The sequence below is a fragment of the Brachybacterium vulturis genome (assembly GCF_043641765.1).
GTDB classification, from domain to species: Bacteria; Actinomycetota; Actinomycetes; order Actinomycetales; family Dermabacteraceae; genus Brachybacterium; species Brachybacterium vulturis_A.
On the sequence record NZ_JBHZRO010000013.1, the window covers coordinates 54,934 to 79,760 of the forward strand.

Below are 24,827 nucleotides of genomic sequence, written 5' to 3' on the forward strand. Positions count from 1 at the left end.
GATGACCACCTCGAGCCCCGACCCCGCCCGGGCGGACCGTCCCTTCCTCGGGCGCGGCTGGTCCTTCCCGCCGGAGTTCACGCGGGCGCTGCCCGGCGTGCGGATGCTCGAGCAGGAGGAGGACATCGTCTCCAGCCTGCACGTGCTGCTGACCACCGTGCCGGGGGAGCGGATCATGCTCCCGGACTACGGCTGCAGCCTGGACCCGCTGATGTTCGAGACCCTCGACACCCGCACCCGCACCCTGGTGGCGGACACGATCCGGGCCGCGATCCTGCTGTTCGAGCCCCGCATCGACCTCGAGGAGGTGCGGATCGACGAGTCGCCCCAGGACATCCAGGAGGGGCGCGTACGGATCGCGGTGGTCTTCCGGGTGCGCGCCACGAACTCGCGGCGCAACGTCGTGTTCCCCTTCTACCGTGACGAGGCCACCGACGTGGACCTGGAGCCGGAGACCACCGTGCTGCCGGAGCAGTCATGACCCGGCTGTGCGGCGGGGGCCGCGAGCACCTCGATCCGTTGCAGGACTCCCGCCCGGGCGCTCGCCAGGGTGATCGGCGCCCGGCGGCCCTGGATCCCGCCGCGGTGCCCATCGATTCGCGCGGCCGGGCCGACGACCTGGTGCTCGCCGCCGCGCTGGCCCGGCAGCTGCGGTTCATCGGCTCCGACGGAGGGGCCGACGGCAGCTGGGAGCCCTTCCTCCTCACCGACCCGGCGGTGCGCCTGGCAGTGGTGAGCGTCGAGGACGTCGATGGGCTGCGCCGCCAGCTCCGCGACCTGCTGCAGCGCCTCGAGGACCCGCCGCTGCCGCGGGTGCCCGCAGACATGACCGCCGCGCTGAGGGGGGTCCTCGACCTCCTGGGGACCCTCGCCGCGGGACTCGACCAGCTCAACCAGGAGTTGCCCGCCGAGGGGAGCCTGCACGACGCGATCGCCACCCTGATCCGGACCCGGCTCAGCCCGGCCCTGCACCGGCTGCTGGGATGGCACGCCGCCGGGATCGAGCTCGGGGTGCTCCCGGCAGCACCGGTGGCCGGACCGGCCGGCCGCCAGGTGCTGGGCCGGGACGTGCAGCCGCTCGCCACGATCGTCGCCGACGGCCTGCGCGCCCCCGAGTGGCCCTTCGGCATCGGCGCGACGGACTGGTCGCAGTTCGCGACCGTCGACGCCGCCGCGCATGTCGCCGCCTACGGGGTGCCTGCGATCGCGCCCGACGACACTGCCGCCCTGCTCAACCATCTGGCCTCCCATCACGCCTTCCGCAGTGTCACCGATGTCTTCCTGGCCGCGCTGGCGCGGGTGGTCGGAGAAGCGGAGCAGGAGCTGCGAGCGAGCCTCGAGCAGGACTCCCACCCCCCGCACATGGCACTGCTGCTGGCCGTGATCGATCTGCTGCAGCACTCCCGGGACGAGGCGAACAGCCTGGCCGCACAGCACCTGCTGTTCCACTACCGACGAGTGCTGCGCCTGGCTGAGCGGCCCGCCGCCCCGGACCGGGCCCATATCGTGCTCGAACCCGCCAAGCACACCGCCTCCCATCTCCTGCCCGCCGGTACCGCGCTGCGCGCCGGGACCGATGAGACCGGCCGCGAGGCCCGCTTCACCACCGACCGCGACCTGGTGCTGAACCGGGCCCAGGTGGTCGAGCTGCTGAGCCTGTACCGGCACCCGAGCGACGGTGCCCTGACCGGCGACCGCGGGCGGGTGTTCGCCGCGCGGCGCACCGAGGTGGAGGGGCCCTGGCATCCCTTCGTCTCGACAGAGGTGGTCGACGGCGCCCTGCAGCGGATCACCTCGCCCCGGGCGGAGATCGGGCTGGCGGTGGCCGCGCAGGAGCTGCGCCTCGCCCAGGGCGACCGCACCATCGCCCTCCATCTCTCCACCACCACCGCTCCCGCCCACCTGCTGGACGACGGGCACCTGCGGTGCCTGCTGACCATCGAGGACGGCTGGCTGGAGGTGACGGCGAAGCATCCCGACTCCGTCGAACCTGCCGACACACAGTTCGGGGGCAAGGTCGCGAGCTCGCGGCGAACCTCCCTCCGGGCCGGCCACGACCTGGTGGTGCGCCTGAGCGGCGCTGATCCCGCGATCACCCCCTTTGACGCTGCGGTGCACGGCCGCGACCTCGACACCGACCAGCCCGTGCTGCTGATCCTGATCGACCAGCCGGAGGGGCACGAGCAGCACCCGTCGGCCTATGACGCGCTCGCCGCCCAGAGACTGACCGGCATGCGGCTCAGCGTCACCGTGGAGGGACTGCGCACCCTGCAGCTGTCCTCCGACCTCGGCCCCGTCGACGGGTCCACCCCGTTCCCACCCTTCGGCCCGCTGCCCGGCACGGGAAGCGCCCTGACCATCGGTGCAGCGGAGGCCTTCACCAAGCCGCTGACCCAGCTGCGACTGCATCCGCGATGGCGGGTCCCGCCCCCATCGGGGGCGCAGGTATCGGCCGACGCCCTGATCGCCGGCGCCTGGGAGCCCCTGGACGGAACCTTCGGCATCGGCGCCGCTCCCGATGCTGATCCCGATGCCGAGATCGTCCTGGACGATCTCGATCCGGCGGTCTCCGGCCTCCCGGCCGACACCCCGGCGCGGCACTTCTCCACCGGCGCCCGCGCCGGCTTCCTGCGGCTGCGCCTGAGCCCGCTGTCCCCGACCACGGACTATGCCGCGCAGATGGCGTCCTGGATCGCCGCCGGCGCTGATCCGGAGAAGACCCCGGACCCCCCGGTGGTGCCGATGCTCGAGGGCCTCACCCTCGACTACACGGCAATCACCCAGGTGGGCACGGTGCCGGGCTCAATGCTCGACGCCACCGGGAGGACCACCGCGGCCCCGCGCCTGTTCCACCTCGCCCCCTTCGGCCACGCCGAGGTCCCGCTCGCCGCCGACCGCGCGCAGCCGCTGCTGGTCCCGCTGCGCGGAGTCGAGGAGCAGGGACGCGACGCCCCGCTGGCGGGAGCCCTGCTGCTGGGGGTGGCTGGCCTGCGCACACCCCAGAACCTCACCGTGCTGCTGCAGGTCCTCGAGGGCAGCGCCGACCCCCTCACCCGGAAGCCGGAGGACCACGTCCACATCGACTACCTGCGCGGCGACCAATGGATCCCGCTGCCGGCCGCCGCGATCGACGACGGCACCGACGGGCTGATCTCCTCCGGGATCCTCACCCTCGCCGTCCCCGCCGACGCGACCACCGAGCACACCCTGATGCCCGCCGGCCTGCACTGGCTGCGCCTGGCCGTCACCTCCGCGAGCGAGGCCGTCTGCGAGCTCCTGGCCGTCACCGCACAGGCAGTGCCGGCCACCGCCGTGCTCCCGCCCGACGGCGCCACCAGCCACGGCCCCGTCTCCGCCCTGGTGGTCGCCGACCCGGCGGTCGCCTCCCTCGACCAGCCCTTCCCGGCGTTCGGCGGCCGACCCGCCGAGGACCCGCTCGCCTTCTCCACCCGGGCCGCCGAACGCCTCCGCCACCGGGACCGGGGGATCACCCTGTGGGACCACGAGCGGCTGCTGCTGGAGGAGTTCCCCGAGATCCACCTGGCCCGCTGCCTGAACCACACCCGCTACGAGCCCGGTGAGCGGGACGAGGGGATCTACGACGAGCTCGCCCCCGGCCACGTCACCGTCGTCACCGTCCCGGAGCTGGCCGGCACCGATCCGCGCGACCCCATGCGCCCGCTGACCAGCCTGCACCTGCTGGAGCGGATCCAGCGCTTCCTCGCCCGGCGGACCTCCCCGTTCGTCCGCCTGCACGTGCGCAACCCCCGCTTCGAACCGGTGCAGGTGGATCTCGCGGTCCGCTTCCGCGACGGGGTCGACGAGAGCTTCATGACCTCCCGGCTGCAGGAGGCGATCTCCCGCTTCCTGGCCCCCTGGGCGTTCAGCAGGGAGGCGCACCCCTCGCTCCAGGGCACGGTGCGTCGCGCCGAGGTGGTCGACATGCTCGAGGACCTCTCCTTCGTCGACTACGTGCGCGACGTGCGACTGCACCACCAGCTGCCCGGAGACGCCGGGATCGGGGGAGACCATGAGGAGATCGCCGCCTCCCGCGCGGTCTCGATCCTGGTCTCGGTGCCACCGGCGCAGCATCAGGTGCAGGTGCTCGGCCCCGAGAACGAGACGCGGAGCGAAGCAGGCTGCTGCGGCGAGGAGGTGACCCGATGAGCACCACCGATCGCCCGGGTCGTGAGCCCCTCGGCCGCGACTACGCCGCCCTGCGCAGCGCGGGGCTCACCCGGATCGAGCGGGCAGGCAGCGCCCGATGGACCGACTACAACGCCCACGACCCCGGCATCACTCTGCTCGAGGCCTTCGCCTACGCCCAGACCGATCTGTCCTACCGCACCGGATTCCCCGTCGAGGATCTGCTGGCCTCCGACCCTCGCCATACACCGCGCACCCCCTATCCGGACCAGGTCTTCTGGACCGCCCGGGAGGTGCTCACCGTCGCCGCCACCACGAGCCTCGATCTTCGCCGCGTGCTCGCCGACCTCGACGGCGTCCGTAACGCCTGGATCGCCCCGGACGCCTGCTGCGCCACCGGGCTGCAGGCCTGGTGCGCCGGTGGGGAGGTGTTGCTCTCCCACGACCCGGACGCCCATCCCGAACTGCCCGAGGAGCCGGTGACCCTGCGCCCCGACGGTCTGTTCTCGGTGCAGCTGGCACTGGAACCCGATCCGGTGCTCGGGGACCTCGACGACCGCCGGGTGCAGCTGCGCCGCACCCTCGCCACCGACGACGGCCGCCTGCTCCCGCTGGTGCTGGAGCTGCGCTTCCCCGCCGGGGACCTCGCCCACGGCGCTGCCCGCGACGCCTTCGCGGCCGATGACGGGCCCCTCACGGTCACAGTCATCGGACCGCACCGCACCCGGACCGGCACCACGGAGGTGGAGGACGAGGAGCTGCGCCGCCACTGGCGCGAGCCCTTCTACGTCGACCTCGAGATCGGGTTCGCGGACGGTGCCGTGCTGACCGTCCGGAACGCCTGCCTGCGCCTGTTCGGCGGGCGTGAGGTCCGCGCACTGACCGATGTGGACACGGTCCGTGCGGCGCTCGCCGAGACCGGGGGCGACGGGGCCGCAGCCGCGTACCGCATCGAGCTCACCGCCGCCGCCGCGGTGCTCGCCCGGGCCCGCACCGCGCTCGCCGGTCAGCGGAACCTCGCCGAGGACGTCTGCCGCCTCGCCCCGGTCGAGGTCGACGACATCGCCGTGTGCGCCGAGGTGGAGGTGGACCCCTCGTCCGATATCGAACGGGTCCAGGCCGAGATCTGGCACCGGCTCGCGCACTACCTCGATCCGCCGCTGGCCTGGCGCTCCCTGGAGGAGCTGCAGGCGGAGGGCAGGAGCGTCGAGGAGATCTTCGACGGCCCCGCCCTCGCGCACGGCTTCCTGCCGGCCACGGAGCTCGAGGCGGCGCAGCGCCGCACCGAGCTGCGGGTCTCGGACATCATCGGGGACCTGATGGGTGTGCCCGGCGTGCTGGGCCTCTCCCACGTGCAGCTGACCGCCTACGACGAAGCGGGCCAGGCGATCCCCGGACTCGCCGACCCCGGCGCCACAGGACCGCCCGCGCTCAGCGCCTCCTGGCTGCTGCGGATCCGCGAAGGGCACCTGCCCCGACTGCACCGTCGGCTCTCCGAGTTCACGATCACCAGTGCGGGACTGCCGTTCGTGCCCCGCCGGGACGAGGCCGAGGACATCCTGGTCCAGCTGCGCGGCGCCCAGGACAGACCGAAGCTCAGCCCCGGCGGCGCGGACCTGCCCGCCCCGCTGGGCCGCCCCCGGGACCTGGACTCCTACGCCCCCGTCCAGCTGAGCCTGCCCCGGACCTACGCGCTGCACCCCGACTCGCTCCCGGCCGAGGCGACGGTCCGCCGCCGCGCCCAGGTGCAGCAGCTGCGCGCCTACCTCACCCTGCTCGAGCAGCTGCTGCGCAACGGCTTCGCCCAGCTCGCCCATCTCGGGGACCTGTTCTCCCTCGACGACAGCGTGGACCACACCCTGGCCGCGCACCTCCTGGACGAGACCTCGATCGCGGGGCTGGGGGAGCTGCTGGACGGCCTGGACCAGGAGGGACTGGCGGACCTGGTCGAACCCCGGACCCTGTTCCTGCGCCGCCGTCATCGCTTCCTGGACCATCTCCTGGCCCGCTTCGGGGAATCGTTCGCTGATCACGCCCTGCTGCTGACCGACCTCGAGGGTCACGCCCGAGCTCCGGAGCTGCTGCTGCCGGCGAAGCTGTCCATGCTGCGCGAGCTGCCGGCGGCGAGCCACGACCGCGGCCGCGCCGCGGAGACCGCCGCGCGCGGCAGCGTCTCCGGGCTGCAGCGCCGGGTGAACCTCCTGCTGGGCCAGGCGGCCGACGCCCGTGCCCTGGTCATCGAGCATCTGCTGCTGCGCCCCAAGTTCCCCGGCGACGCGATCCTGCCCGCACAGGACGGCCTCGCCGACCCCTACTCGTTCCGCCTGACCTATGTGATGCCGGCCGGGACCGAGCCGTTCGGCTCCGACGTGCGCATGCGCGGCTTCGCCGACCGCACCATTCGCGAACAGACGCCCTCCCACCTGCTGGTCAGGATCTGCTGGATCAGCAACGAAGCCCACGAGATCGATCCCTGCGACCCGGTGCTGGCCGCACTCGCCGACGTGCTCGAACAGCGCGGAGCGGAGCACGAGGAGGCCTGCGAGTGCGCACTGGCCACCTACACCCTGCTGGCCGAGAGATTCGATGCCTGGCTGGCCGAGCACCGCCTCACCCAGCTCCCGCTGCCCGTGCTCACCGACACCCTCACCACCCTGTTCACCGCCGAGGTGGACCTCGCAGCCGTCCCCTGCCTCGCCGGGACCGAGGCGGAGGCACTCACGGAGATCCACGTCCTCGCCGCCACGCACTTCGCCCGCATCGCCCGCGACGGCTTCGCCCTGGACCGCCTCACCGCCACCTGGGATGCCTGGCGCGCCGCGGACGCGCGGATCGACTGGACACAGGAGCGGCTGGAGGAGACGGTCCAGGAGATCCTGGCCGAGGTCGCGACCGGCACCGAGCCCCGCGAGGCCGTCCGGCGCCGAGCCGCCGCGATCCTGACCGAGACCGGCACCGCCTTCGCCGCCTGGCGACGACAGCACCTCGAGGCCGGTACACCGCTCGAGCAGTGGCCGCTGTTCGAGCCGTCCCTGCCCAGCCCAGGCGGTGAGCCACCGCTGACCGTCGACAGCGCCGAGACGCTGCAGGACCTGCTGCGCGAGCACTATCGCCGCTATACGACGGTCTCCGCCCGCCTCGACCAGCTCATGCAGGCCCTGACCGGCCTGCGCTCCGTCCATCCGCGCGCGACCCTGCACGACCGCGACGACGGATCCGACGTCAACCCCGTCCGGCTCGGACACACGGCACTCGGGAGCGCCTGACATGGATACCACGCACACCCTCTATCCCCTCTTCTCCTCCGACCAGGTGCTCTCCGCCCGACACCTCAACGACCTGCGCGAGCACCTCGATGAGCAAGGGCGGCTCACCCGCGCGAATCTCACCGGCGTCGGGATCGTGTGCGGGCTGCAAGCGGCACGACCGGCACCGGGCACGGTGACGCTCAGCCGCGGCTGCGGGATCACCTCGCAGGGCCACCTCATCGTCGTCGACGAGGACCTGGCCCTCGCCCACGTGCGGCGCTACGTCCTGCCCGATGACCTCGACTACCCTGCGCTGCGCCGCCCCGCCCCCGACCGCACGCCCTACCCGCTGTGGGAGCTGGTCCCGGACGACGACGTCCCCGGCGCCGGTCCGCTCAGCGAGGCCGACCTGACCCTGGACGAGATGGCGCTGCTGCTCCTGCGGGAGCTGCGCACCGGCACCGGCTGCGGCTGCGGGCCGGGCAGCTGCAGCCACACCGGCACCGATGTCACCGCGACCGTGCGCCCCCTCCTGCTCCGCCTCGAGGACCTCGACGAGATCCTCGAGACCGCCGCCGCCTCCGAACCCACCGGTGATCTCGGCGCCGAGCCCGCCGCCCTGCTGGACCTGCCCGATCTGCGACTGCCCCGCGTCGACGTGCCCGCCACGCCCCTGGTCGAGAGCGAGGACGTGCTGGGTGCCTTCCAGCGCGCCTTCGGCCGGACCGGACTGGCCGAGGCGACTGCCGACGCCCTGTCCGCGCTGTACGCGACGCTGCGCCCGCTCCTGGACGAGGACCATCCCACCGACCCCTTCACCGGGTTCCGCGACCGCTTCGGCTTCCTCGACACCGGCTCCGGCACCGCCCGACAGCTGCTGTTCCTGCCCGGCTACTGGGATCTGTTCGACGACCTGCTGCGGCAGTACGAGGAGATCCGCACCGCGGCCGACGGGCTCCTGGCCCGCTGCTGCCCGCCGGGAGAGACCTTCCCCCGCCACCTCATGATCGGTGCGCTGTCCACCATGGCGTCGACCGCCGGGGGCACGCGGGCGAGGACCACCGACGAGGGTGTCGACGCCGCCCGCTACCGCCACCGCTTCGCCCCCTCGCCCGCCGTCGTCGGCTGCCGCGACCGGGCCGGGACGGTCCGCGACCTGTTCTCTCGCCTGGTGGAGACCATCCGATGCTTCACCGACCAGCCCAGCGGTGAGCAGGTGCGCCTGACCCCCAGCCGCTGGGGTGAGACGCCGCTGGGCGAGCGGGCGATCCCGTACTACTACGAGCTCACCGGCACGCCGGCGCTGCACGAGCTGTGGAATCCGCGCCTGACCGCCCGGCACCGGGCCCATCACAACCTCGGGTACCGGGCCGAGGAGTTCCGGCCCGCGGCGCCAGCCTTCGTCACCGACCCGCTGGACTACGACCTCGAGCCGCACGACGTCCTGCGCGTGGAGGGCCATCTCGGCAGCGATGTCGATGACGTGCTGGGGACCCTGCTCGAGCAGCGACAGGAGCACCGCTTGCCGTTCGACGTGGTCGCCCTGCGCACCGGCGAGCTCGACCCGCGGATGGCGGTGGATCTCAGCGGGCACGAGGCCGTGTTCCAGGACCTGGAGATGCACTACGACACCCTGCGCAACCAGCAGATCTGCGCCCTGGTCGAGCTGGTCCAGCGTGTCTACGACCTGCCCTGGCAACGTGCCTTCGAACCCACGCCGAAGGCGCCGCAGCTGTGGCTGCTGGCCCACCACGCCCCGGAGTACCTGGTCCAGCCCGGCACCGTGGGCTGGCTGCTCGAGAGCCGGATCGTCGAGGGCACGTCGGTGTTCGCGGCCGACGTCCCGCTCTTCGACATCGAGCCGTGGCAGCAGCAGCTGATCGCCCTGCTGAACCGCTTCTCGGACTACGCCCGGACCCTCACCGAGGACCTCCACGACCTCGATCCCGACGCGGTGGCCCAGGAGCACTCCCAGCTGCAGGAGCTCACCGAGAAGACTGCCCGGCACTTCCGCACCGGTGAGGTCATGGAGGGGCTCCGGGATCTCGCGGCGCAGCTGGAGCGGGTGGGCCGCAGCTGCCGCCCGAAGAGCGTCCTCGACATCCACGACGAGTACCTGGACCGCCTGGCCGAGGTGCGGCGCATGCAGTACCTGGAGGCCTACCTCGAGCAGCATCCGGGGATCCGTCACCGCTCGGGGGTCCCGCTGGGCGGCACCTTGGTCCTCATCTACCACGAGCCGCCGGCCCCGGACCCGACGAAGCGGGTCGCCGATGCCCTCGCGGAGTGGACGCAGGCGAATCCGGTCGCCTGGACGGATCTCGTCCAGGCCGTCGGGGTCGATGTGCTCCGCGACCGGAAGCTGCGGGTCCACGGGGGCCGCAGCGGCGGCCGGGTCGTGGTGAACGGGCCGATGCGCGGCCTTGACCCGGACCTCTTCCTCAGCTCCCCGCGGGCGCGGGAGACCACATTGGGAGAGTCCGAGGTGCGGGATGCCACCCGCGCGTACCTGAGGAAGCAGCCGGACCAGGAGTCGAGCCGGCTCCTGGACGTCGTGAGGGGCGCGGGACGGCGGGCCGAGCTCGGCGACCAGCCGGTGGACGTCATCGCCGGGCTGGGCGAGCTGGTCGACGATGCCCTGGCCAGGAGGCGCCTGCCGAGGCGTCAGCCCTCGTTGCGGAAGGCGGTCGCGACGCTGCGGCCCCGCACGGTGATCGCGGACTTCTTCCTGCCCTACCTCACCCGTTCCACCGCCCCGGTCATCCAGTACGGAGTGCCGGCCCGGACCTTGACCGCCGATATCGACCTGGCCTGCACGGACTCGGACGGCCTCGCCGAGGCCACCCTCACCGTCCCCGGCGCGACCCTCCCACTGACCGTCCGGATCGACGACGGCGATGCCCTGACCACCGATGGCGCGCTCTCCCTGCACGACGGGGAGCACACCCTGACGCTGCAGGACGCCGACGGTCAGGCCATCGCGCCGGTGACTCTCACCGTGCCCGGACCGCTGCGACTGGAGGGCGCTGAACCGGTCGATGACAAGCCCGGGACCTGGTACGTCGAGCTCGACGTCCTTGGCGGCACGCCGCCGTACCGCTCCTCCTCCGGGACCGTGACCGACGGACGTCTGCTCAGCGAGAGTGTCCTCCGGGGCGAGACGCTGCAGCTCGAGGTCACCGACGCTGCCGGCTGCACCGCCGAGGGCGAGTACGGCTCGGGACATACCCCCTGTGACCTGCCCTGCGAGGGAGAGACCGTGCGGGAGGGGTTCCGCTTCTGGATCCCGCAGCCGGTCACCGGCGCACCGGTCAACGGATACGAGGCCAAGGTGGGGCACTTCCACCTCACCGATCCCGAGGGCGCGCAGATCGATCTCACCGGGCAGGTCCAGAAGATCATCGGCGGGGCCCCGAAATCGCTCTCCGTCAGGACCTTCGCGGAGCTCGTCAAGAAGTGGCGCGACCAGATCGGGAAGGTGGTCGCCGATTCCGTCGGCTCTCCGGACTGGTTCAGCTTCGACTACGCACCGGCACCGAAGGGGGCGCTCCACGGAGCGCTGCTCATCGAGCGGCTGACATGCCTCGGGCTCTCGGCAGAGATCTCCGTCAGCTACCAGCAGGCGGGGAACCAGTACGAGCGCCAGCTGCAGTACACCGCGACCGGCACGACGGTCAGCGGCGACGATGTGGACGGGACGGTCACGATCCCGCCCTTCGACGTCGTCGATCTCAACCGCTGCCGTCCCGAGCTCGAGGAGGTCCCGCGCTGCTCGGGGACCGACCAGAAAGTGTCGATCGTCTGGTCCGGCGAACCGTCCACGGGGGTTGTGCTGACTCCGAAGCTCTCGGGCACGGACAGGGTCCTCGCCGGGGTCTGGGAGGTCCCCGCCGGCGATCCGGCGCTCTCCGATGCGGAGAAGTTCGAGGTCGCCTTCAACCCCGACGACAAGTCCCCGCGCTGGGTGCGGCTGACCATCTACACCGACTCCGGGTGCGAGGTCTCCGACTCGCTCGACCTGGACTCCGTCCGCAGATGACGGATGCCCACCGATGATCAGGATCCGGCGCGAGACCCTCGAGGTCAAGGTGGTGGGCACCGAGGCCGAGGGCCTGGCCGTGCGGGCCCGGCTCGCGCAGCTGTGCGCGCAGGAGCTCCCGGCGGCCATCGAGCGTGCCCTGTCGCCGCTGGATCCCGACGGTGCCGTGCTGCGGATCGACCGCCTCGACATCGACCTGCCCACCCTGGGCCTCGCCCTGGACGACGTCGTCCCGCAGATCGCGGCGGAAGTACGAGAGCGCGTGCACCGGCTGCGTCGGGCCGGCGTCGACACCCTCGTGCCCGAGCACGAGGACTCCGCTGTCGCGACCGCGCGGCGGCTCAGCGTGGGGGAGGCGGCGGATGAGGCCCTGCTGGTCTTCCTGACCACCGGGCGCCTGCCCTGGTCGTTCCGCCTTCCCGCGGGTGCGGATCTGGCGACGGCGCTGCAGACCGCGTGGGACGAGGACGGCGGCCCGGTCGCCACCGGGACGCGGCAGGACCGACTGCGCGAGGTGCTGCGGTCATCGTCTGCCCGCACCCGCCTGCACGGCCAGCTCCCGCACCAGCTCCGGTTCCGCCTGCTCACGGCGATCGCTCCCGCGACCGCGGCGGCCGCCCGCACGGTGCTCACCGGAGGGAACGGGGATCTGCCGGCCCGGTCCCACGCCGAGCGCCGGGTACTGGACGCCGCGTTCGCCGCGGCAGCCGAGGGGAGCCCCGTGACTGCGGCGGAGCTCGCAGAGGCGGTCCTCGAGGGAGCCGCTGCCCCAACGGCCGAGAACCGGCCCGCTGCGAAGACCGGCGATCGTCCGGACCGGACGGCCTCCCCCGAGCAGCGTGGACTGGTCGGCGCCGGAGCCCCTGCACCCTCCGGACCCGCGGCGAGCACCGACCTCACCCCGTCCACTGAGCCCGCCGCGCCCTCGGACGGACGGCCTCCAGCGGGGGCCGGCCCGCCGCTCACCAGAAGTGCGGCCTCGGATCACCCGAGCCGCGACCAACCGCGCGAGGAGACCGTCGGACTCCCGGACCGGACACTGCGGGTCGACGCCGCCGGGATCGTGCTGCTGCACGTGTTCCTGCCCCGCTACCTCGAGGGTCTCGGCGCCGCCTCCGGGGACATGATCACCGCGCCCCAGCGGGCGGTCGCCCTGCTGCACCTGCTCGCCACGGGGGAGCGCACTGTCCCCGAGCATCGGGCGACCCTCGCCAAACTGCTGTGCGGCATGCCGCTGACGACGCCCCTGGACGCCGACCAGGGACTGGGCACCGCCGAGGACGAGGAGGCCGACGCCCTGCTGCGCGCCGCGATCGAGCACTGGGGCGCTCTGGGCGGTTCCGAGCCCGCAGCGCTGCGCGGTGAGTTCCTGAACCGTGAGGGGCTGCTGGAGCTCGCCACGGACGGTGATCCCACTGGGGAGGACCGGCTGCACGTCGGCACCCGCGGATCCGACGTGCTGCTCGAGGCCCTGCCCTGGCCGGTCTCCCTGATCCAGCTGCCCTGGATGCCCCGGATGCTGAGCGTGCAGTGGGGGCCGCCCCATGGCTGAGAAGGCGCAGGTCACCAAACGCTCCCGCAGCTCGGTCGGGAACCGCCACGACAGCTTCTTCCCCGCCGCCCAGCGAGCCGGCACGGGCAGCGTCGCCCGGAAGCGCGCGGGCCGGGCCGGGCCGGTCCAGGGCGGGCTCACGGTCAGCGCGCCCTCGGACCCATTGGAGAAGCAGGCCGAGCACACCGCCGACACCGTGCTGCGGATGCCCGTCGGCCCGGTCCATCGCAGCGCATCCGGCACGGAGGAGATCCAGCGCGACGCGGCGGCCGAAGAGGTGCAGCCCTCTGCGGCGCGCGAGGAGGCGCAGCGCACGACGGAGGAGGAGCCCGTCCAGCGCTCCCCCTCCGCGGCGGTCACGGCACTGCGCGACCGCCACGGACCCGTCTCCCCGGCCGAGCTCCGCGCGGCCGCCACCGGCGGGCAGCCGCTCCCCGCCGCGGAGCGCACCTTCCTCGAACCCCGACTCGGCGTGCCCCTGGCCACTATCCGCCTCCACACTGACGAGCAGGCCGGGCGCCTCAGCCGACGGCTGGGCGCGAAGGCCTTCACCTACCGCGGCCACGTCTTCTTCGCCCCGGGACAATTCCGCCCGGGCACCCCGGAGGGACGCCATCTCCTCGCCCACGAGCTCACGCACACCATCCAGCAGGGCGCGACATCCCCCGGAGCGACCGCGGCACCGGGAACCACCGCGGCGCCCCGCACGACCAACGCCCCACGCCCGACCGGCGCGCCGGTCACGGGCGCAGGACCCGCAGCCGGGACAGGAACTACAGCAGCCCCCGGAGCCACCGGCCCGCTCCGCTCCGGCCCGCGCACCGCAGGCCCGTCGGCTGCGGCCCATATCGCCCGGCAGGTGGGCCCCACGACCCCGGACGTCCAGCGGCTCGGGATGGACGACGTCCTGGAGTACATCGCCGACAAGGTGGGCGACATCCCGGGCTACCGGATGCTCACCCTCGCCCTGGAGACCGATCCGATCACAGGCGAGGACGTCGAGCGCTCCGGGGCGAACCTCCTGCGGGCGCTGGTCGAGCTGGTGCCCTTCGGCACCGAGATCACGCAGACCCTGGACGCGCACGGAGTGTTCGAGAGCGCCGCCGGGTGGATCGAGGAGCAGCTGGGGAGCCTGCTGGACCTCGGTGAGCGGCTGGTCGCGGCGCTGGACCGCTTCCTCGACTCTCTCGGGCTCAGCGACATCCTCGATCTCGGCGACGTGTGGGACCGGGGCAAGGACCTGGTCCTGGGCGCGGCGGACGCGGTGATCGACGTCTGCGTCGACGTCGCCGTCGGCATCTTCGAACTGGTCAAGGCCGTGATCCTGCCACCGGTGGCCGCCTGGGCCGCGCAGACCCGCGGCTATCCGCTGCTGACCGCCCTGCTGGGCTACGACCCGATCACCGACGAGGAGGTCGACCCCACCCCGGAGGCGCTGATCGGCGGGTTCATGACGCTGATCGGCCAGGCCGAGATCTGGGAGAACCTGCGCGCCGCGAACGCCGTGGAGCGGGCATGGGCCTGGTTCCAGACGGCGCGGGCCGAGCTGCTGCCGCTGGTCGCCTCCGTCCCCGAGCGGATCCTCGCCGCGCTGAGCGCCTGGGAATGGACCGATCTGCTGAGCGTTCTCGACGCCGCCGGCACGGTCATCACCACCTTCGTCGGCATCGCCGAGGACTTCGTGGCCTGGGGTCTGCGGCAGGTGCTGGGTCTGCTGACCATCCTGGTCGACGTGGTGGCGCCACGCCTGATGCCGTACATCGCCAGGGCTCGCAGCACCTTCGGCATCATCGTCCGCGACCCCGTCGGCTTCGTGCGGAACCTGGTCGCCGCCGCCCGCCTCGGCTTCCAGAACTTCGCCGATAACATCCTCATCCACCTGCGCACGGCCCTGATCAGTTGGCTGGTCGGTCCGCTCGCCGCCGCCGACGTCTACATCCCCACCTCCTTCAGCCTCGTCGAGATCCTCAAGATGCTCCTGTCGATCCTCGGGATCACCTGGCAGAAGATCCGCGGCAAGCTGCTGCGGGTCATCCCCGAACCCGTGCTGGTGGGCCTGGAGCGCACCGCGGCCGTGCTGGTCACCCTGGTGCAGGAGGGCCCTGCGGCCGCTTGGGAGCAGATCCAGGGCGAGCTGACCGCTCTCAAGGACCACCTGATCACCTCGATCCTGGACATGGTCGCCACCCAGGTGGTCCAGGCCGCGGTGGCGCGCCTGGTGATGATGCTGAACCCGGCCGGCGCGGTCCTGCAGGCCATCGTCGCGATCTGGCGGACCATCAGCTTCTTCGTCGAGAAGATCCAGCAGATCGCCGCCGTGGTCGGCTCCTTCGTGGACTCCATCACCGCGATCGCGGCCGGCCGCATCGTCGGGGCCGCACAGAGCGTCGAGCAGACCATGGTGCGCACCCTCTCGCTGGTGATCAGCTTCCTGGCGAACTTCGCAGGGCTGGGCGGGATCCCCGAGAAGCTGGTGGCGATCGTCGAGCGCCTCCGCGCCCCCGTCGACCGGGCGCTCGACAAGATCGTCGACTGGCTGGAGCGCACCCTCAAGAAGGCCACCGACAAGGCCAAGAGCGCCGCCCGCAGCGTCCTGCAGTGGTGGCGCAAGCGGATCCCGCTCCGGGCCGGGGATGAGCAGCACACCCTCGGGTTCGAGGGCGGGGCGCAGCGTGCCGAGCTCGTAGTCCGCTCGGTGCCGCTGCCGCCTCACGAGTTCCTGGCACAGCAGGCGAAGGAAGCGGAGGTCGAGAAGGAGGATGCCGATCCGAAGGTCGCTGCGGTGCGGGCGGATGTCGAGGAGGCCCAGCCCCTCCAGCAGCAGCTGCGAGCGTTCGACGAGGACGTTGCGGCCGCCGCCTCCGGAGACGAGCTCGCCACGGCCGAGGACACCGCGTCACGGCTGGACGGGCTGCTGCACGGGATCGCCGGGAAGATCGTGGACGCGCTGACGAGCTGGGGTGCCGCCGGCGGCGAGCGGCTGGAGTTCCTGGAGCTCCGAGGCGGCGGCCTGAAGATCATCAAGGAGCTCCGGATCTCGCGCGGCAGCTTCTCCGACGCCCAGAAGCGAGGAATCGCGACCCATGTGAAGGAGAACATCTCCGAGGGCGCCGAGCACCTCCGGGACGCGAAACGCGAGGGAATGACGGCCGAGCAGCTAGCAAACCTGAATGTGGCCAGGGGCATCGCCCGCCGACATGTCGTCTCCGCCGGGGACATGCGAAGCCACTACCTCACGTTCCTCCATGACAAGACGTTGGTGCGGGCCAAGGTCCTGCTGGAGGAGAGAGGCTCGATCGGGGCCTCGCACACACCGGTGAAGACCCCGCTGACCCAGGAGACGGTCCGCGATGCCGCGAAGAAGCGCTACCGTGCATTCTTCGGCTTCGCCGCGAACATCTTCCTGGGAGACAGTCGAGAGAACAGCTCCATCCAGGAGAACCTGGATGGGGGACACCCCGATCTCGCCGGCCAGAAGCTCTGGGACCACGTCGCCCGCATCAAGCGCGGCTGGGCCCTGGACCAGGGTTTCACTCCCAGCGAGCGGAACAAGGGCGAGGAGATCTGACATGGACCCCGCCGCTCTCACCCGCGAACTCGCCGCCCTGCGCACCCTCCTCGTCGGCCGCCTCGAAGCGCATCTGGTGGCCGCACCGATCGACGGCTCGCCGCTCCCGCCGCCGGACCTGGAACCGGCCGTCCTCGCCCCGGCGCTCGACGGGCGCGAGCCCACCCCACAGGAGCATGTGCTGCTCCTGCTCGCCCTCGTCCCGCATCTGGATCCCGACTTCTTCAGCAGCATCGTGGCCCCGCATCTGCCGGAGGGTGGGGAGCTGCCCGTGTTCGGTGGGGTCCGCACCGAGAACCACCGCGGTGTGCTGCCCACCGGGGAGACCGCCCAGTTCGTGCTCGCCGGCGATGACTTGGGACGTCGGCTGGACGTGGCCCGCCTGCTCTCCGGCGACCACTGGCTCACCCAGCGGCGGCTGCTGTGGCTGGACGGAGTCCGGGAGGGTGAACCGGTGATGAGCGGCCGCCTGATCCTCGACTCCGAGCTCGTCGAGCGCCTGACCACCGGCGGGATCAGCCTGCCCCGGTTCAGCAGCAGCTTCCCCGCGGAGCATGTCTACACAGAGCTGGACTGGGATGACGTGGTGCTCCATCCCACCACGGTGCGGCAGATCGGTGAGATCGAGGACTGGGTGCGCCATGAGCGCACAGCCCGGGAGGACTGGGGGATGGGCCGACGGGTCGCCCGCGGCTACCGGGCCCTGTTCCATGGCCCGCCCGGCACCGGCAAGACCCTCACCGCCATGCTGCTGGGCCGCTCCACGGGCCGTGCCGTGTTCCGGATCGACCTGTCCCGGGTGGTCTCGAAGTACATCGGCGAGACCGAGAAGAACCTCGCCGGCCTGTTCGACAAGGCCGAGCACAAGGACTGGATCCTGTTCTTCGACGAGGCGGATGCGCTGTTCGGCAAGCGCACCGAGATCCGAGATGCTCACGACAAGTACGCGAATCAGGAGGTCGCCTTCCTCCTGCAGCGCCTCGAGAACCATGCCGGGCTGGTCATCCTCGCCACCAACCAGCGCGGCAACCTCGACGAGGCGTTCATGCGCCGCTTCCAGGGATCGATCGCCTTCCCCGCACCGTCGGCCGCGGACCGGCTGCGGATCTGGCAGAAGGTCTTCCCCTCCCAGGTCGAGGTGGCGCCGGATATCGACTGGTCGGCCATCGCCCGGCGCTTCGAACTGACCGGTGCGGGCATCGTCAACGTCGCCCAGCACTGCGCGATCGAGACGCTCGCCCAGGGGATGCGCCCGCTGGAGAGCGCGGTGCTCGAGGCGGCGATCCTCCGCGAGCTGGGCAAGGAGGGCAGGATGGTCTGACCATCAGAGGCGCGCCGCTCAGCGGGACGGCGGCCCACCCGAGGTCGCCGAAGCCGTCCTCAGGAAGGGCCGCAGCAGCTGTTGCAGCTCCCAGGAGGGTCGGCTGCCGATCTCGACGCGCAGCAGCTCGGCGTAGCACTGGTACTGGCGCACGGCCTCGACGATGTTCCCCTGCCGCAGGTTCACCTGGATCAGCAACCGACGCGAGCTCTCCCGGAGGGGCTCGGCACGGGTCGCGGCAAGGGCGAGCTGCAGCACCTCGCACCACAGTCCTGCCGCCAACAGACGCTCCCCGAGACGGTCCAGCGCGTTCAGCCGCAGCAGACGGTACTGCTCCCGCTCGGCGAGGACCCAGTCCTCGTACCAGCCCGGCAGCAGCTCATCACCGATGTCGACGAGCTCGACCGCCAATGCCGACAGTCCGTGCTCCGGCACGGTGTCGCGCAGCACCGACTGCGCTCCGTCGATCGCGCGATGCAGGTCCACCGAGACCGCAGGGTCCAGGCGCAGATGGGAGGCGGAGCAGCGCACCAGCCCCACCGGATGCAGCCGCCACAGCGCTGTGCGCAGGCTGGCCCCGGCGCGGTGCTCATCGATGCCGCACCACAGCGTCTCGCGGACCAGGAGCCGAGAGACCGGCCCCCGCTGCAGTGCGAGATACACCAGCAGGCGTTCGGAGGTGGGGGACAGCGGGATCATGTCACCGTCGCGGGAGGCGATGACCTCACGGAGGACCCTCAGATCGGCTCGTCGGCAATGCGGGGCTGTGTCCACGTCGCACCTCCGAGCCCGGTGATCGCTTCTCTCGATACTGGACGTATCGGACAGAGGAGTCAAGGTCAGGCAGGGGTCCGCGTGCTCCGCACCGCTCAGACGTCCGCAGCGCTCATGACCGCGTCCTGAACCCGGGGAGGTGATGCTCGTGGGATGCGGAACGGCGGGCCCTCGCCCCGCCGGCCGTCGTCGCTCAAGCCCCCGGGCGGCGTGCCGAGCGCGCGTCGGCCCCACCAGGAATCCGACGCATATGAGGGTGGAACGCCCATACGGCGCTCCACCCTCATGTGCGTCAGGGATCTGGTGGCAGGGTCAGTCGCGCTTGTCCTTGTCGCCGAACATGCCCTCGGCCGCGCCCTTCACGGAGTCGCGCGCGTCCTGGAGCTTGTCCTTGGCGTCGGCCTTGCCCTGCTGGGCCTGGCCCTCGGCCTCGGTCTCCTTGTCGCCGGAGACCTTGCCGAAGCCTTCCTTGGCCTGGCCGCTCAGCTTGTCCTTCGCGTTCTCGAACTTCTCGTCAGCACTCATCGCCAACCTCCTGTGTCGAGGGTGCGCGCCGGTGGCGCACGGTGGTGTCGAGTGTAGAACGTCAGCGTTCGAAGTGACTGACCTGCCGGTCGGAGCGCATCCACAGTGCAGTCTCCGGCGGGCCCGCACGAGGACAGGATCGGGGACATCGGCCCGGCCGGCCGGGCCATCGACGATCCGCAGCGCGCCGACCTCCGGTACCGGCCGGTGACTCACACGTGGTCGCGCGGGATCGAGGTGCTCCAGGTCTGTGAGTGCACCCGCTCGGACCCCTCCCAGGCGTCCAGCTCGGCGTAGACGTGGAACTCGGTCGCCGTGGAGGTCAGCACGGTGCGCGTGGTGGCCCGGGCCGACCAGTCCCCTCGCGCGAACCCGACCTCCCACAGCGTCTCCCCGCGCACGGAATGGACGTCCCCGGCGACGAACCCGTAGGTCTCGTGGGCACTGCGCCGCACGTCCAGACCGATGCCCTCCAAGCGCACGGTCCCCAGGTCCTTGATCACCTCGAGCCGGCCCGAGAGGTCGACCATGTTGCGACTGACGCGCCAGTCCTGCGCGCCGGCGACCAGCTGCGTGGACTGCAGCGGCTCCGCGCCCTCGGGCTCGTCGAAGTCCGGGAGGGTGTCCTGCGCCGGGCGCGGACGCACCGGGAGCACCAGCACGCTGCTCCGGGGATGGATGGTCATCCGCACCGGTTCCGGCGGCGGCCATACCACCGGCCAGTAGGACGTCGAGACGGACAGCCGCAGCTGGTGACCGGGCGGAAAGGACTGCGCCAAACCGTTCAACTGCACCCGCGCGGTGCGGCGCTCGCCGGGGACCAGGTCCTCGGGGGCGTCTGCTCCGTGATGGTGGGTGAGGTTCAGGACGCCGTAGCTGACGCGGGTGGCCTCGCCGCCCGGTCCGATGTCCGACAGACGGACGATGAGCTGGGCGCACGGCTGGTCCACCGACAGGTCCAGCTCGACCTCCGGGGCACCGAGCAGCTCGAGCGTCTCGGTGAGCGGGCGGCTGGTGAACACGAGGGAGCCGCCATCCTCCTCCCGCTGGTCGTACGGCATGTCCGGGGGCGCGTTGTAGGAGCACCATTTGCCGGCGAACTGTCCCACCGACAGCGGGGAACGGACTGAACGCGGATCGCCGTGGAGGATCTCCTCGCCCGGGGCATGGATCGAGTAGAACCCCAGAGGAAAGCGAGTCGGGGTGATGTTCTCGCTGGGCCATGTCGCCTCGCCCACCCAGCGGCCCGGCCGGCGCACATAGGTGGTCGCCGGGGGTGCCGCATCCTGCATCCAGATCGTCAGGGCCGGTCTGTCCATCGCGCCGTTCTCCCGGGCATCCTTCAGCCAGTGGTCCCACCAGCGGACCGCCTCCTGCAGGAACCCGATGGCGGGGCCAGGCTCGCCCAGGTGAGGATACTTGTGGCTCCATGGGCCGATCAGCCCGCGCACCGGCGAGGAGAGGTTCTCCAGCAGGCGGAAGACGGCGTTGGAGTAGCCGTCGGCCCATCCGCTGACCGCCATCACGGGCACGTCGATCGCGGAGTAGTCCTCGTTGACCGAGCCGTGCTTCCAGTACTCATCGCGACGCTGATGGCGCAGCCACGTCTCCAGCCACAGTCCGCTGCCGTCCAGGCGGTCCTGCCACATCGTCCGCCACGCCTCGCCCACGATCGCGGGATCCGGGGGGCACGCGTTGTAGGCGAACATCGTCGAGGCCCAGGACAGGTTGTCGGTGAGCAGGCAGCCGCCCATGTAGTGCACGTCGTCCGTGTAGCGGTCGTCGGTCGAGCTGCAGCTGATGATCGCCCCCAGGCTCGGGGGCCGACGGGCCGCCACCTGCAGCGCGTTGAACCCGCCCCAGGAGATGCCCATCATCCCGGTGCGGCCGGAGCACCAGGGCTGGGCGGCCAACCAGGCGAGGATTTCCTCGGCGTCGGTGAGCTCCTGGTCGAGGTACTCGTCGGTCAGCACGCCCTCCGAGTTGCCGCTGCCGCGCAGGTCCACCCGCAGACAGGCGTAGCCGTGCCCCGCCATGTACGGGTGATGGATCGAATCGCGCTGGGCCGTGAGGTCCCGCTGCCGGTACGGGATCAGCTCCAGCACCCCGGGCACCGGCTCGGCATCGGAGGAGAGCGGTCGCCACAGCCGGGCGGCCAGGCGGGTGCCGTCGGACATCGGGATCCACAGGTGCTCGGTCTCCTGGACCTCGTGCGGGAAGGTCTCGAGCGTCCTCATCGGTCCTCCACCTCGTCGATCCCGAACTCCAGGCTCCGGGCGCAGTGCTGATAGGCGTGCGTGATCTGCTCCTCGTCGGCCCCGCCGGTGAAGACGGTGGCCAGCACACTGCTGTAACCGTCCTCGTACAGCCGCTCCGACAATCGCTCGCCGGGGACGGCGGTGACGTGGATGCTGGTGCCGGGCAGCTCCCGTTCGAGCTCGGCGATCTGATCGGCGGTGGGCACCGAGCGCACGATCCCGTCGCCGAAGCGTCGCAGGAACCACTTGGCGGCCAGAGCGTGGTCACCGGCGCGATGGCGGAGCTGAGGGGCGCGGCCGAAGGCCACGTCGACCATCGCCTGGTGGTTGGAGACGCCGTCGACCATCTCGAACAGCGCCGCATGGGACTGCGAGTGGCGGGCGTTGACCTCGAGCAGGTGCACGGCGCCGGTCGCCGCGTCCCAGAAAAACTCGATGTTGAAGGTCGATCGGGTCAGGCCCGTCGCCTCGATGACGCGGCGGGAGAGGTCGGTGAGGCGCTCCCGCACGGCCGGCGGCGCGCTCGAGGGGTATTGGTAGCGCAGGAAGCTCGCGCTGCCCGGGTAGTCGAAGGAATCGACGACGCCGTACACCACCACTTCTCCGTCCAGGCTGAATCCCTCGACGGTCATCTGGTGACCCGTCACGGCCTCCTCGACCAGGCACCCTCGTCCGCCGAGGTCCGCGATCTCGCCCGGGAGCTCGGCCATATCCATCACCTGCTGGAACGGCGGTCCCAGACGGTCGATCACAGCACGCACCTGGGGAAGTCGCCGCTGCAGGTCGTCATCGTCCGCGAGCCGGTACGCCCCCTCGGAGGCCACGGAGTTCACGGGCTTGATCCACACCGGATAACGCATCCCCTCCGGCAGCGTCGGCCCCGGGATGTCGGGATCCAGCAGCCCGAAGGCGGGGACCTCCTCGATCACCTCGCGCTGGACGAGGCGGGACCAGTACTTGTGCTCGCAGCGCAGCACGGACTCCAGGCTGGTGGCGGGCAGTCCCCGACGCGCGCACAGGATCGGCACCATGGTCACCATGGGGAAGTCCCAGAAGCTCACGATGGCGTCCACGGACCCGTCGAAGGCGTCGAGCTCCGTCTCCGCCCGGTGCAGCAGCTCCGGCACGTCGATCACGGTGCCCTGCAACTGGCGACGGGGCAGCAGACCGTGGAAGGTGAGGTCGGCGGCACCGGGAAGCCGGCGCAGGATCTCGTGGTTGTGCTGATCGAGTCCGAGGACGAAGACGTTGCGATGCATGGACGGTCTCCTTCGACCGTGGCTGTGCCCGGGAGATCGGGGATGCAGTCCCCATTGTCCGCCCAGGGGCGCGCCCCGTACAGGACCGTGACCGGCCGGTCGGCGCCGCCTCTCAGATCTGCGAGGCCGCCAGCGGGATCCTCCCTCCGGCCAGCACCATGTCCACCTGGCGCGGGGAGAGCCGATGGGTCAGCGTCACCTCGCGCCCGCCGATCGTCCCGTGCAGCGGACCGCCCTCGCGCAGCGCGTCGTGGATGCCCTCGAGCACCACCTCGTCGTCGACGGAGGCCGCCTCGAGATCGGCGGGGTCCGCGAACTCCAGCGGGATGATCCCGAAGTTGGACAGGTTCTGCCAGTGGATCCGCGCGAAGCTCACCGCGATCACGGCGCGCAGCCCCAGGTAGCGCGGGGCGATCACCGCATGTTCGCGGGAGGAGCCCTGCCCGTAGTTCTTCCCGGCGAGCACCACATGCCCCGCCTCGGCCTGACGCGACCGATCGGGATAGGTCTCGTCGATCCGGGTGAAGGAGAACTCGGCGATCTTGGGGATGTTGGAGCGGAAGGGCAGCACCCGGGAGCCGGCCGGCATGATCTCGTCGGTGGAGACGTCATCACCCATCACCAGCAGGGCCGGCACCCGCAGGTCATCCTCCACGGGGGAGAAGCCCGGCAGGGTGGAGATGTTCGGTCCCTTGACCAGCTCCACCTCCGCCGCCTCCGCGGGCGGCAGGGGAGGCATCAGCATGCTGTCCACCGTCGAGTAGGTCTCGGGCATCGCGGGGCGCGGGTAGGCGAGGTCGTGGCTGTCCTCGAGCGTGCGCGGATCGGTGATCTTCCCGGTCAGGGCCGCGGCGGCGGCGGTCTCGGGCGAGCACAGCCAGACGGCGTCCTCCTCGGTGCCGGAGCGGCCGGGGAAGTTCCGCGGCATGGTGCGCAGCGAGTTGCGGCCGGTCGCGGGAGCCTGCCCCATCCCGATGCAGCCCATGCAGCCGGACTGGTGGATGCGCGCCCCGGCGGTGACCAGGGAGGTGAGCCAGCCGCCGGAGATCAGATCGGCGAGGACCTCGCGGGAGGTGGGGTTGATGTCCAGGGAGAGGCCGTCGGCGATCTGGCGTCCCTCGAGGATCTCGGCGACCACCGCGGCGTCCCGCAGCCCCGGGTTCGCCGAGGAGCCGACGACCACCTGGGAGACGTCCTCGCCGGCCACGGAGGCGACGGTGACCACGTTGCCGGGGGAGGAGGGCATCGCGATCAGCGGTTCCAGCTGGGAGAGGTCGATGTGCTCGGTGTGGTCGTACTCGGCGCCCTCGTCGGCCTCCCAGCGCGCGAACTGGTCGCCGCGGCCGACGGCCTCGAGGTAGTCGCGGGCGGCGTCGTCGGCCGGGAAGACGGTCGCGGTCGCCCCCAGCTCGGCGCCCATGTTCGCGATGACGTGCCGGTCCATCGCGGTGAGCTGGGCGAGGCCCTCGCCATGGTACTCGATGATGCGGCCCACGCCGCCGCTGACCCCGTGCCGGCGCAGCATCTCCAGCACCACGTCCTTCGCGCTGACCCAGTCCGGCATCGTGCCGGTCAGCTCCACGCCCCAGACCTCGGGCGTGCTCACGTACAGCGGCTGTCCGGCCATCGCCATCGCGATCTCGAGCCCGCCCACGCCGATCGCCAGCATGCCCAGGGCCCCGGCGGCGCAGGTGTGGGAGTCCGAGCCGATCAGCAGCGCCCCGGGCCGGCCGAAGTGCGCCTGATGGACGGGATGGGAGACGCCGTTGCCGGCCTTCGAGAACCACAGCCCGAAGCGCTCCGCCGCGGACTGCAGGAACAGGTGGTCGTCGGGGTTCTTCTCGTCGGTCTGCAGCAGGTTGTGGTCGACGTACTGCACCGACAGCTCGGTGCGGATCCGATCCAGGCCCATCGCCTCCAGCTCGAGCATCACCATGGTGCCGGTGGCGTCCTGGGTGAGGGTCTGGTCCACCCGCAGGCCGATCTCGGCGCCCGGCTCGGGCGTCCCCTCCACGAGATGGGCGGCGATCAGCTTCTGGGCGACGGTGCTGGGCATGGCGCGATCCTCCTCGACGAGCGACCGCCGACAGGGCCCATCGGCGGATCTCCTCCCACCGTAGGCCCGCTCGCCGAGGAA

Annotated in this window: 12 protein-coding genes; 7 read left to right on the forward strand and 5 right to left on the reverse strand. The window is 71.6% G+C overall.

Annotated features, from left to right (window positions below; all coding sequences use genetic code 11):
• The first annotated feature begins 1 nt into the window (after position 1).
• Genes ACHUEU_RS11355 through ACHUEU_RS11385 form a run of 7 tightly spaced genes read left to right on the forward strand, consistent with a single transcriptional unit; the run spans position 2 to position 17,874 of the window.
• Positions 2-481 carry a GPW/gp25 family protein gene (locus ACHUEU_RS11355; protein WP_394216236.1) on the forward strand — a complete coding sequence of 160 codons (480 nt, stop codon included), beginning with the start codon at positions 2-4 and terminating at the stop codon, positions 479-481.
• Complete coding sequence (locus ACHUEU_RS11360; protein WP_394216237.1) at positions 478-4,167, forward strand: hypothetical protein; 3,690 nt, start codon at positions 478-480, stop codon at positions 4,165-4,167. Before ACHUEU_RS11355 ends, ACHUEU_RS11360 begins: the two co-directional genes overlap by 4 nt.
• Positions 4,164-7,412 carry a hypothetical protein gene (locus ACHUEU_RS11365; protein ID WP_394216238.1) on the forward strand — a complete coding sequence of 1,083 codons (3,249 nt, stop codon included), beginning with the start codon at positions 4,164-4,166 and terminating at the stop codon, positions 7,410-7,412. The genes ACHUEU_RS11360 and ACHUEU_RS11365 overlap by 4 nt, the downstream gene beginning before the upstream one ends.
• 1 nt (position 7,413) lies before the next feature.
• Positions 7,414-11,433, forward strand: coding sequence for a hypothetical protein (locus ACHUEU_RS11370; protein WP_394216239.1), 4,020 nt, complete (start codon positions 7,414-7,416; stop codon positions 11,431-11,433).
• A gap of 13 nt (positions 11,434-11,446) precedes the next feature.
• Positions 11,447-12,985: a contractile injection system tape measure protein gene (locus ACHUEU_RS11375; protein ID WP_394216240.1), complete on the forward strand. Its 1,539-nt coding sequence runs from the start codon at positions 11,447-11,449 to the stop codon at positions 12,983-12,985.
• Positions 12,978-16,553 (forward strand): eCIS core domain-containing protein, encoded by a 3,576-nt coding sequence (locus ACHUEU_RS11380; RefSeq protein WP_394216241.1) that lies wholly within the window; start codon positions 12,978-12,980, stop codon positions 16,551-16,553. Before ACHUEU_RS11375 ends, ACHUEU_RS11380 begins: the two co-directional genes overlap by 8 nt.
• Position 16,554: 1 nt before the next feature.
• Entirely contained in the window at positions 16,555-17,874 is a 1,320-nt protein-coding gene (locus tag ACHUEU_RS11385) for an ATP-binding protein (protein ID WP_394216242.1), read from the forward strand.
• 18 nt (positions 17,875-17,892) lie between these two features.
• Here the strand turns inward: ACHUEU_RS11385 and ACHUEU_RS11390 are convergent, their stop codons facing one another.
• The 5 genes from ACHUEU_RS11390 to ACHUEU_RS11410 form a co-directional block, all read right to left on the reverse strand.
• On the reverse strand, positions 17,893-18,573 hold the full coding sequence (locus ACHUEU_RS11390) for an AfsR/SARP family transcriptional regulator (RefSeq protein ID WP_394216243.1): 681 nt from the start codon (positions 18,571-18,573) through the stop codon (positions 17,893-17,895).
• A gap of 387 nt (positions 18,574-18,960) precedes the next feature.
• Positions 18,961-19,173: a CsbD family protein gene (locus tag ACHUEU_RS11395; protein WP_394216244.1), complete on the reverse strand. Its 213-nt coding sequence runs from the start codon at positions 19,171-19,173 to the stop codon at positions 18,961-18,963.
• Positions 19,174-19,385: 212 nt separating this feature from the next.
• On the reverse strand, positions 19,386-21,410 hold the full coding sequence (locus ACHUEU_RS11400; protein WP_394216245.1) for a CocE/NonD family hydrolase: 2,025 nt from the start codon (positions 21,408-21,410) through the stop codon (positions 19,386-19,388).
• A complete protein-coding gene (locus ACHUEU_RS11405; RefSeq protein WP_394216246.1) occupies positions 21,407-22,690 on the reverse strand; it encodes an ATP-grasp domain-containing protein in 1,284 nt (427 codons plus the stop codon). The genes ACHUEU_RS11400 and ACHUEU_RS11405 overlap by 4 nt, the downstream gene beginning before the upstream one ends.
• Positions 22,691-22,802: 112 nt before the next feature.
• Positions 22,803-24,746, reverse strand: coding sequence for an aconitate hydratase (locus ACHUEU_RS11410; protein WP_394216247.1), 1,944 nt, complete (start codon positions 24,744-24,746; stop codon positions 22,803-22,805).
• Positions 24,747-24,827 lie beyond the last annotated feature (81 nt).

Excerpts from the sequence above, each read along its gene's own strand:
- ACHUEU_RS11355 (WP_394216236.1), top strand. The coding sequence starts at position 2 with ATGACCACCTCGAGCCCCGACCCCGCCCGGGCGGACCGTCCCTTCCTC.
- ACHUEU_RS11360 (WP_394216237.1), top strand. The coding sequence starts at position 478 with ATGACCCGGCTGTGCGGCGGGGGCCGCGAGCACCTCGATCCGTTGCAG.
- ACHUEU_RS11365 (WP_394216238.1), top strand. The coding sequence starts at position 4,164 with ATGAGCACCACCGATCGCCCGGGTCGTGAGCCCCTCGGCCGCGACTAC.
- ACHUEU_RS11370 (WP_394216239.1), top strand. The coding sequence starts at position 7,414 with ATGGATACCACGCACACCCTCTATCCCCTCTTCTCCTCCGACCAGGTG.
- ACHUEU_RS11375 (WP_394216240.1), top strand. The coding sequence starts at position 11,447 with ATGATCAGGATCCGGCGCGAGACCCTCGAGGTCAAGGTGGTGGGCACC.
- ACHUEU_RS11380 (WP_394216241.1), top strand. The coding sequence starts at position 12,978 with ATGGCTGAGAAGGCGCAGGTCACCAAACGCTCCCGCAGCTCGGTCGGG.
- ACHUEU_RS11385 (WP_394216242.1), top strand. The coding sequence starts at position 16,555 with ATGGACCCCGCCGCTCTCACCCGCGAACTCGCCGCCCTGCGCACCCTC.
- ACHUEU_RS11390 (WP_394216243.1), bottom strand. The coding sequence starts at position 18,573 with ATGATCCCGCTGTCCCCCACCTCCGAACGCCTGCTGGTGTATCTCGCA.
- ACHUEU_RS11395 (WP_394216244.1), bottom strand. The coding sequence starts at position 19,173 with ATGAGTGCTGACGAGAAGTTCGAGAACGCGAAGGACAAGCTGAGCGGC.
- ACHUEU_RS11400 (WP_394216245.1), bottom strand. The coding sequence starts at position 21,410 with ATGAGGACGCTCGAGACCTTCCCGCACGAGGTCCAGGAGACCGAGCAC.
- ACHUEU_RS11405 (WP_394216246.1), bottom strand. The coding sequence starts at position 22,690 with ATGCATCGCAACGTCTTCGTCCTCGGACTCGATCAGCACAACCACGAG.
- ACHUEU_RS11410 (WP_394216247.1), bottom strand. The coding sequence starts at position 24,746 with ATGCCCAGCACCGTCGCCCAGAAGCTGATCGCCGCCCATCTCGTGGAG.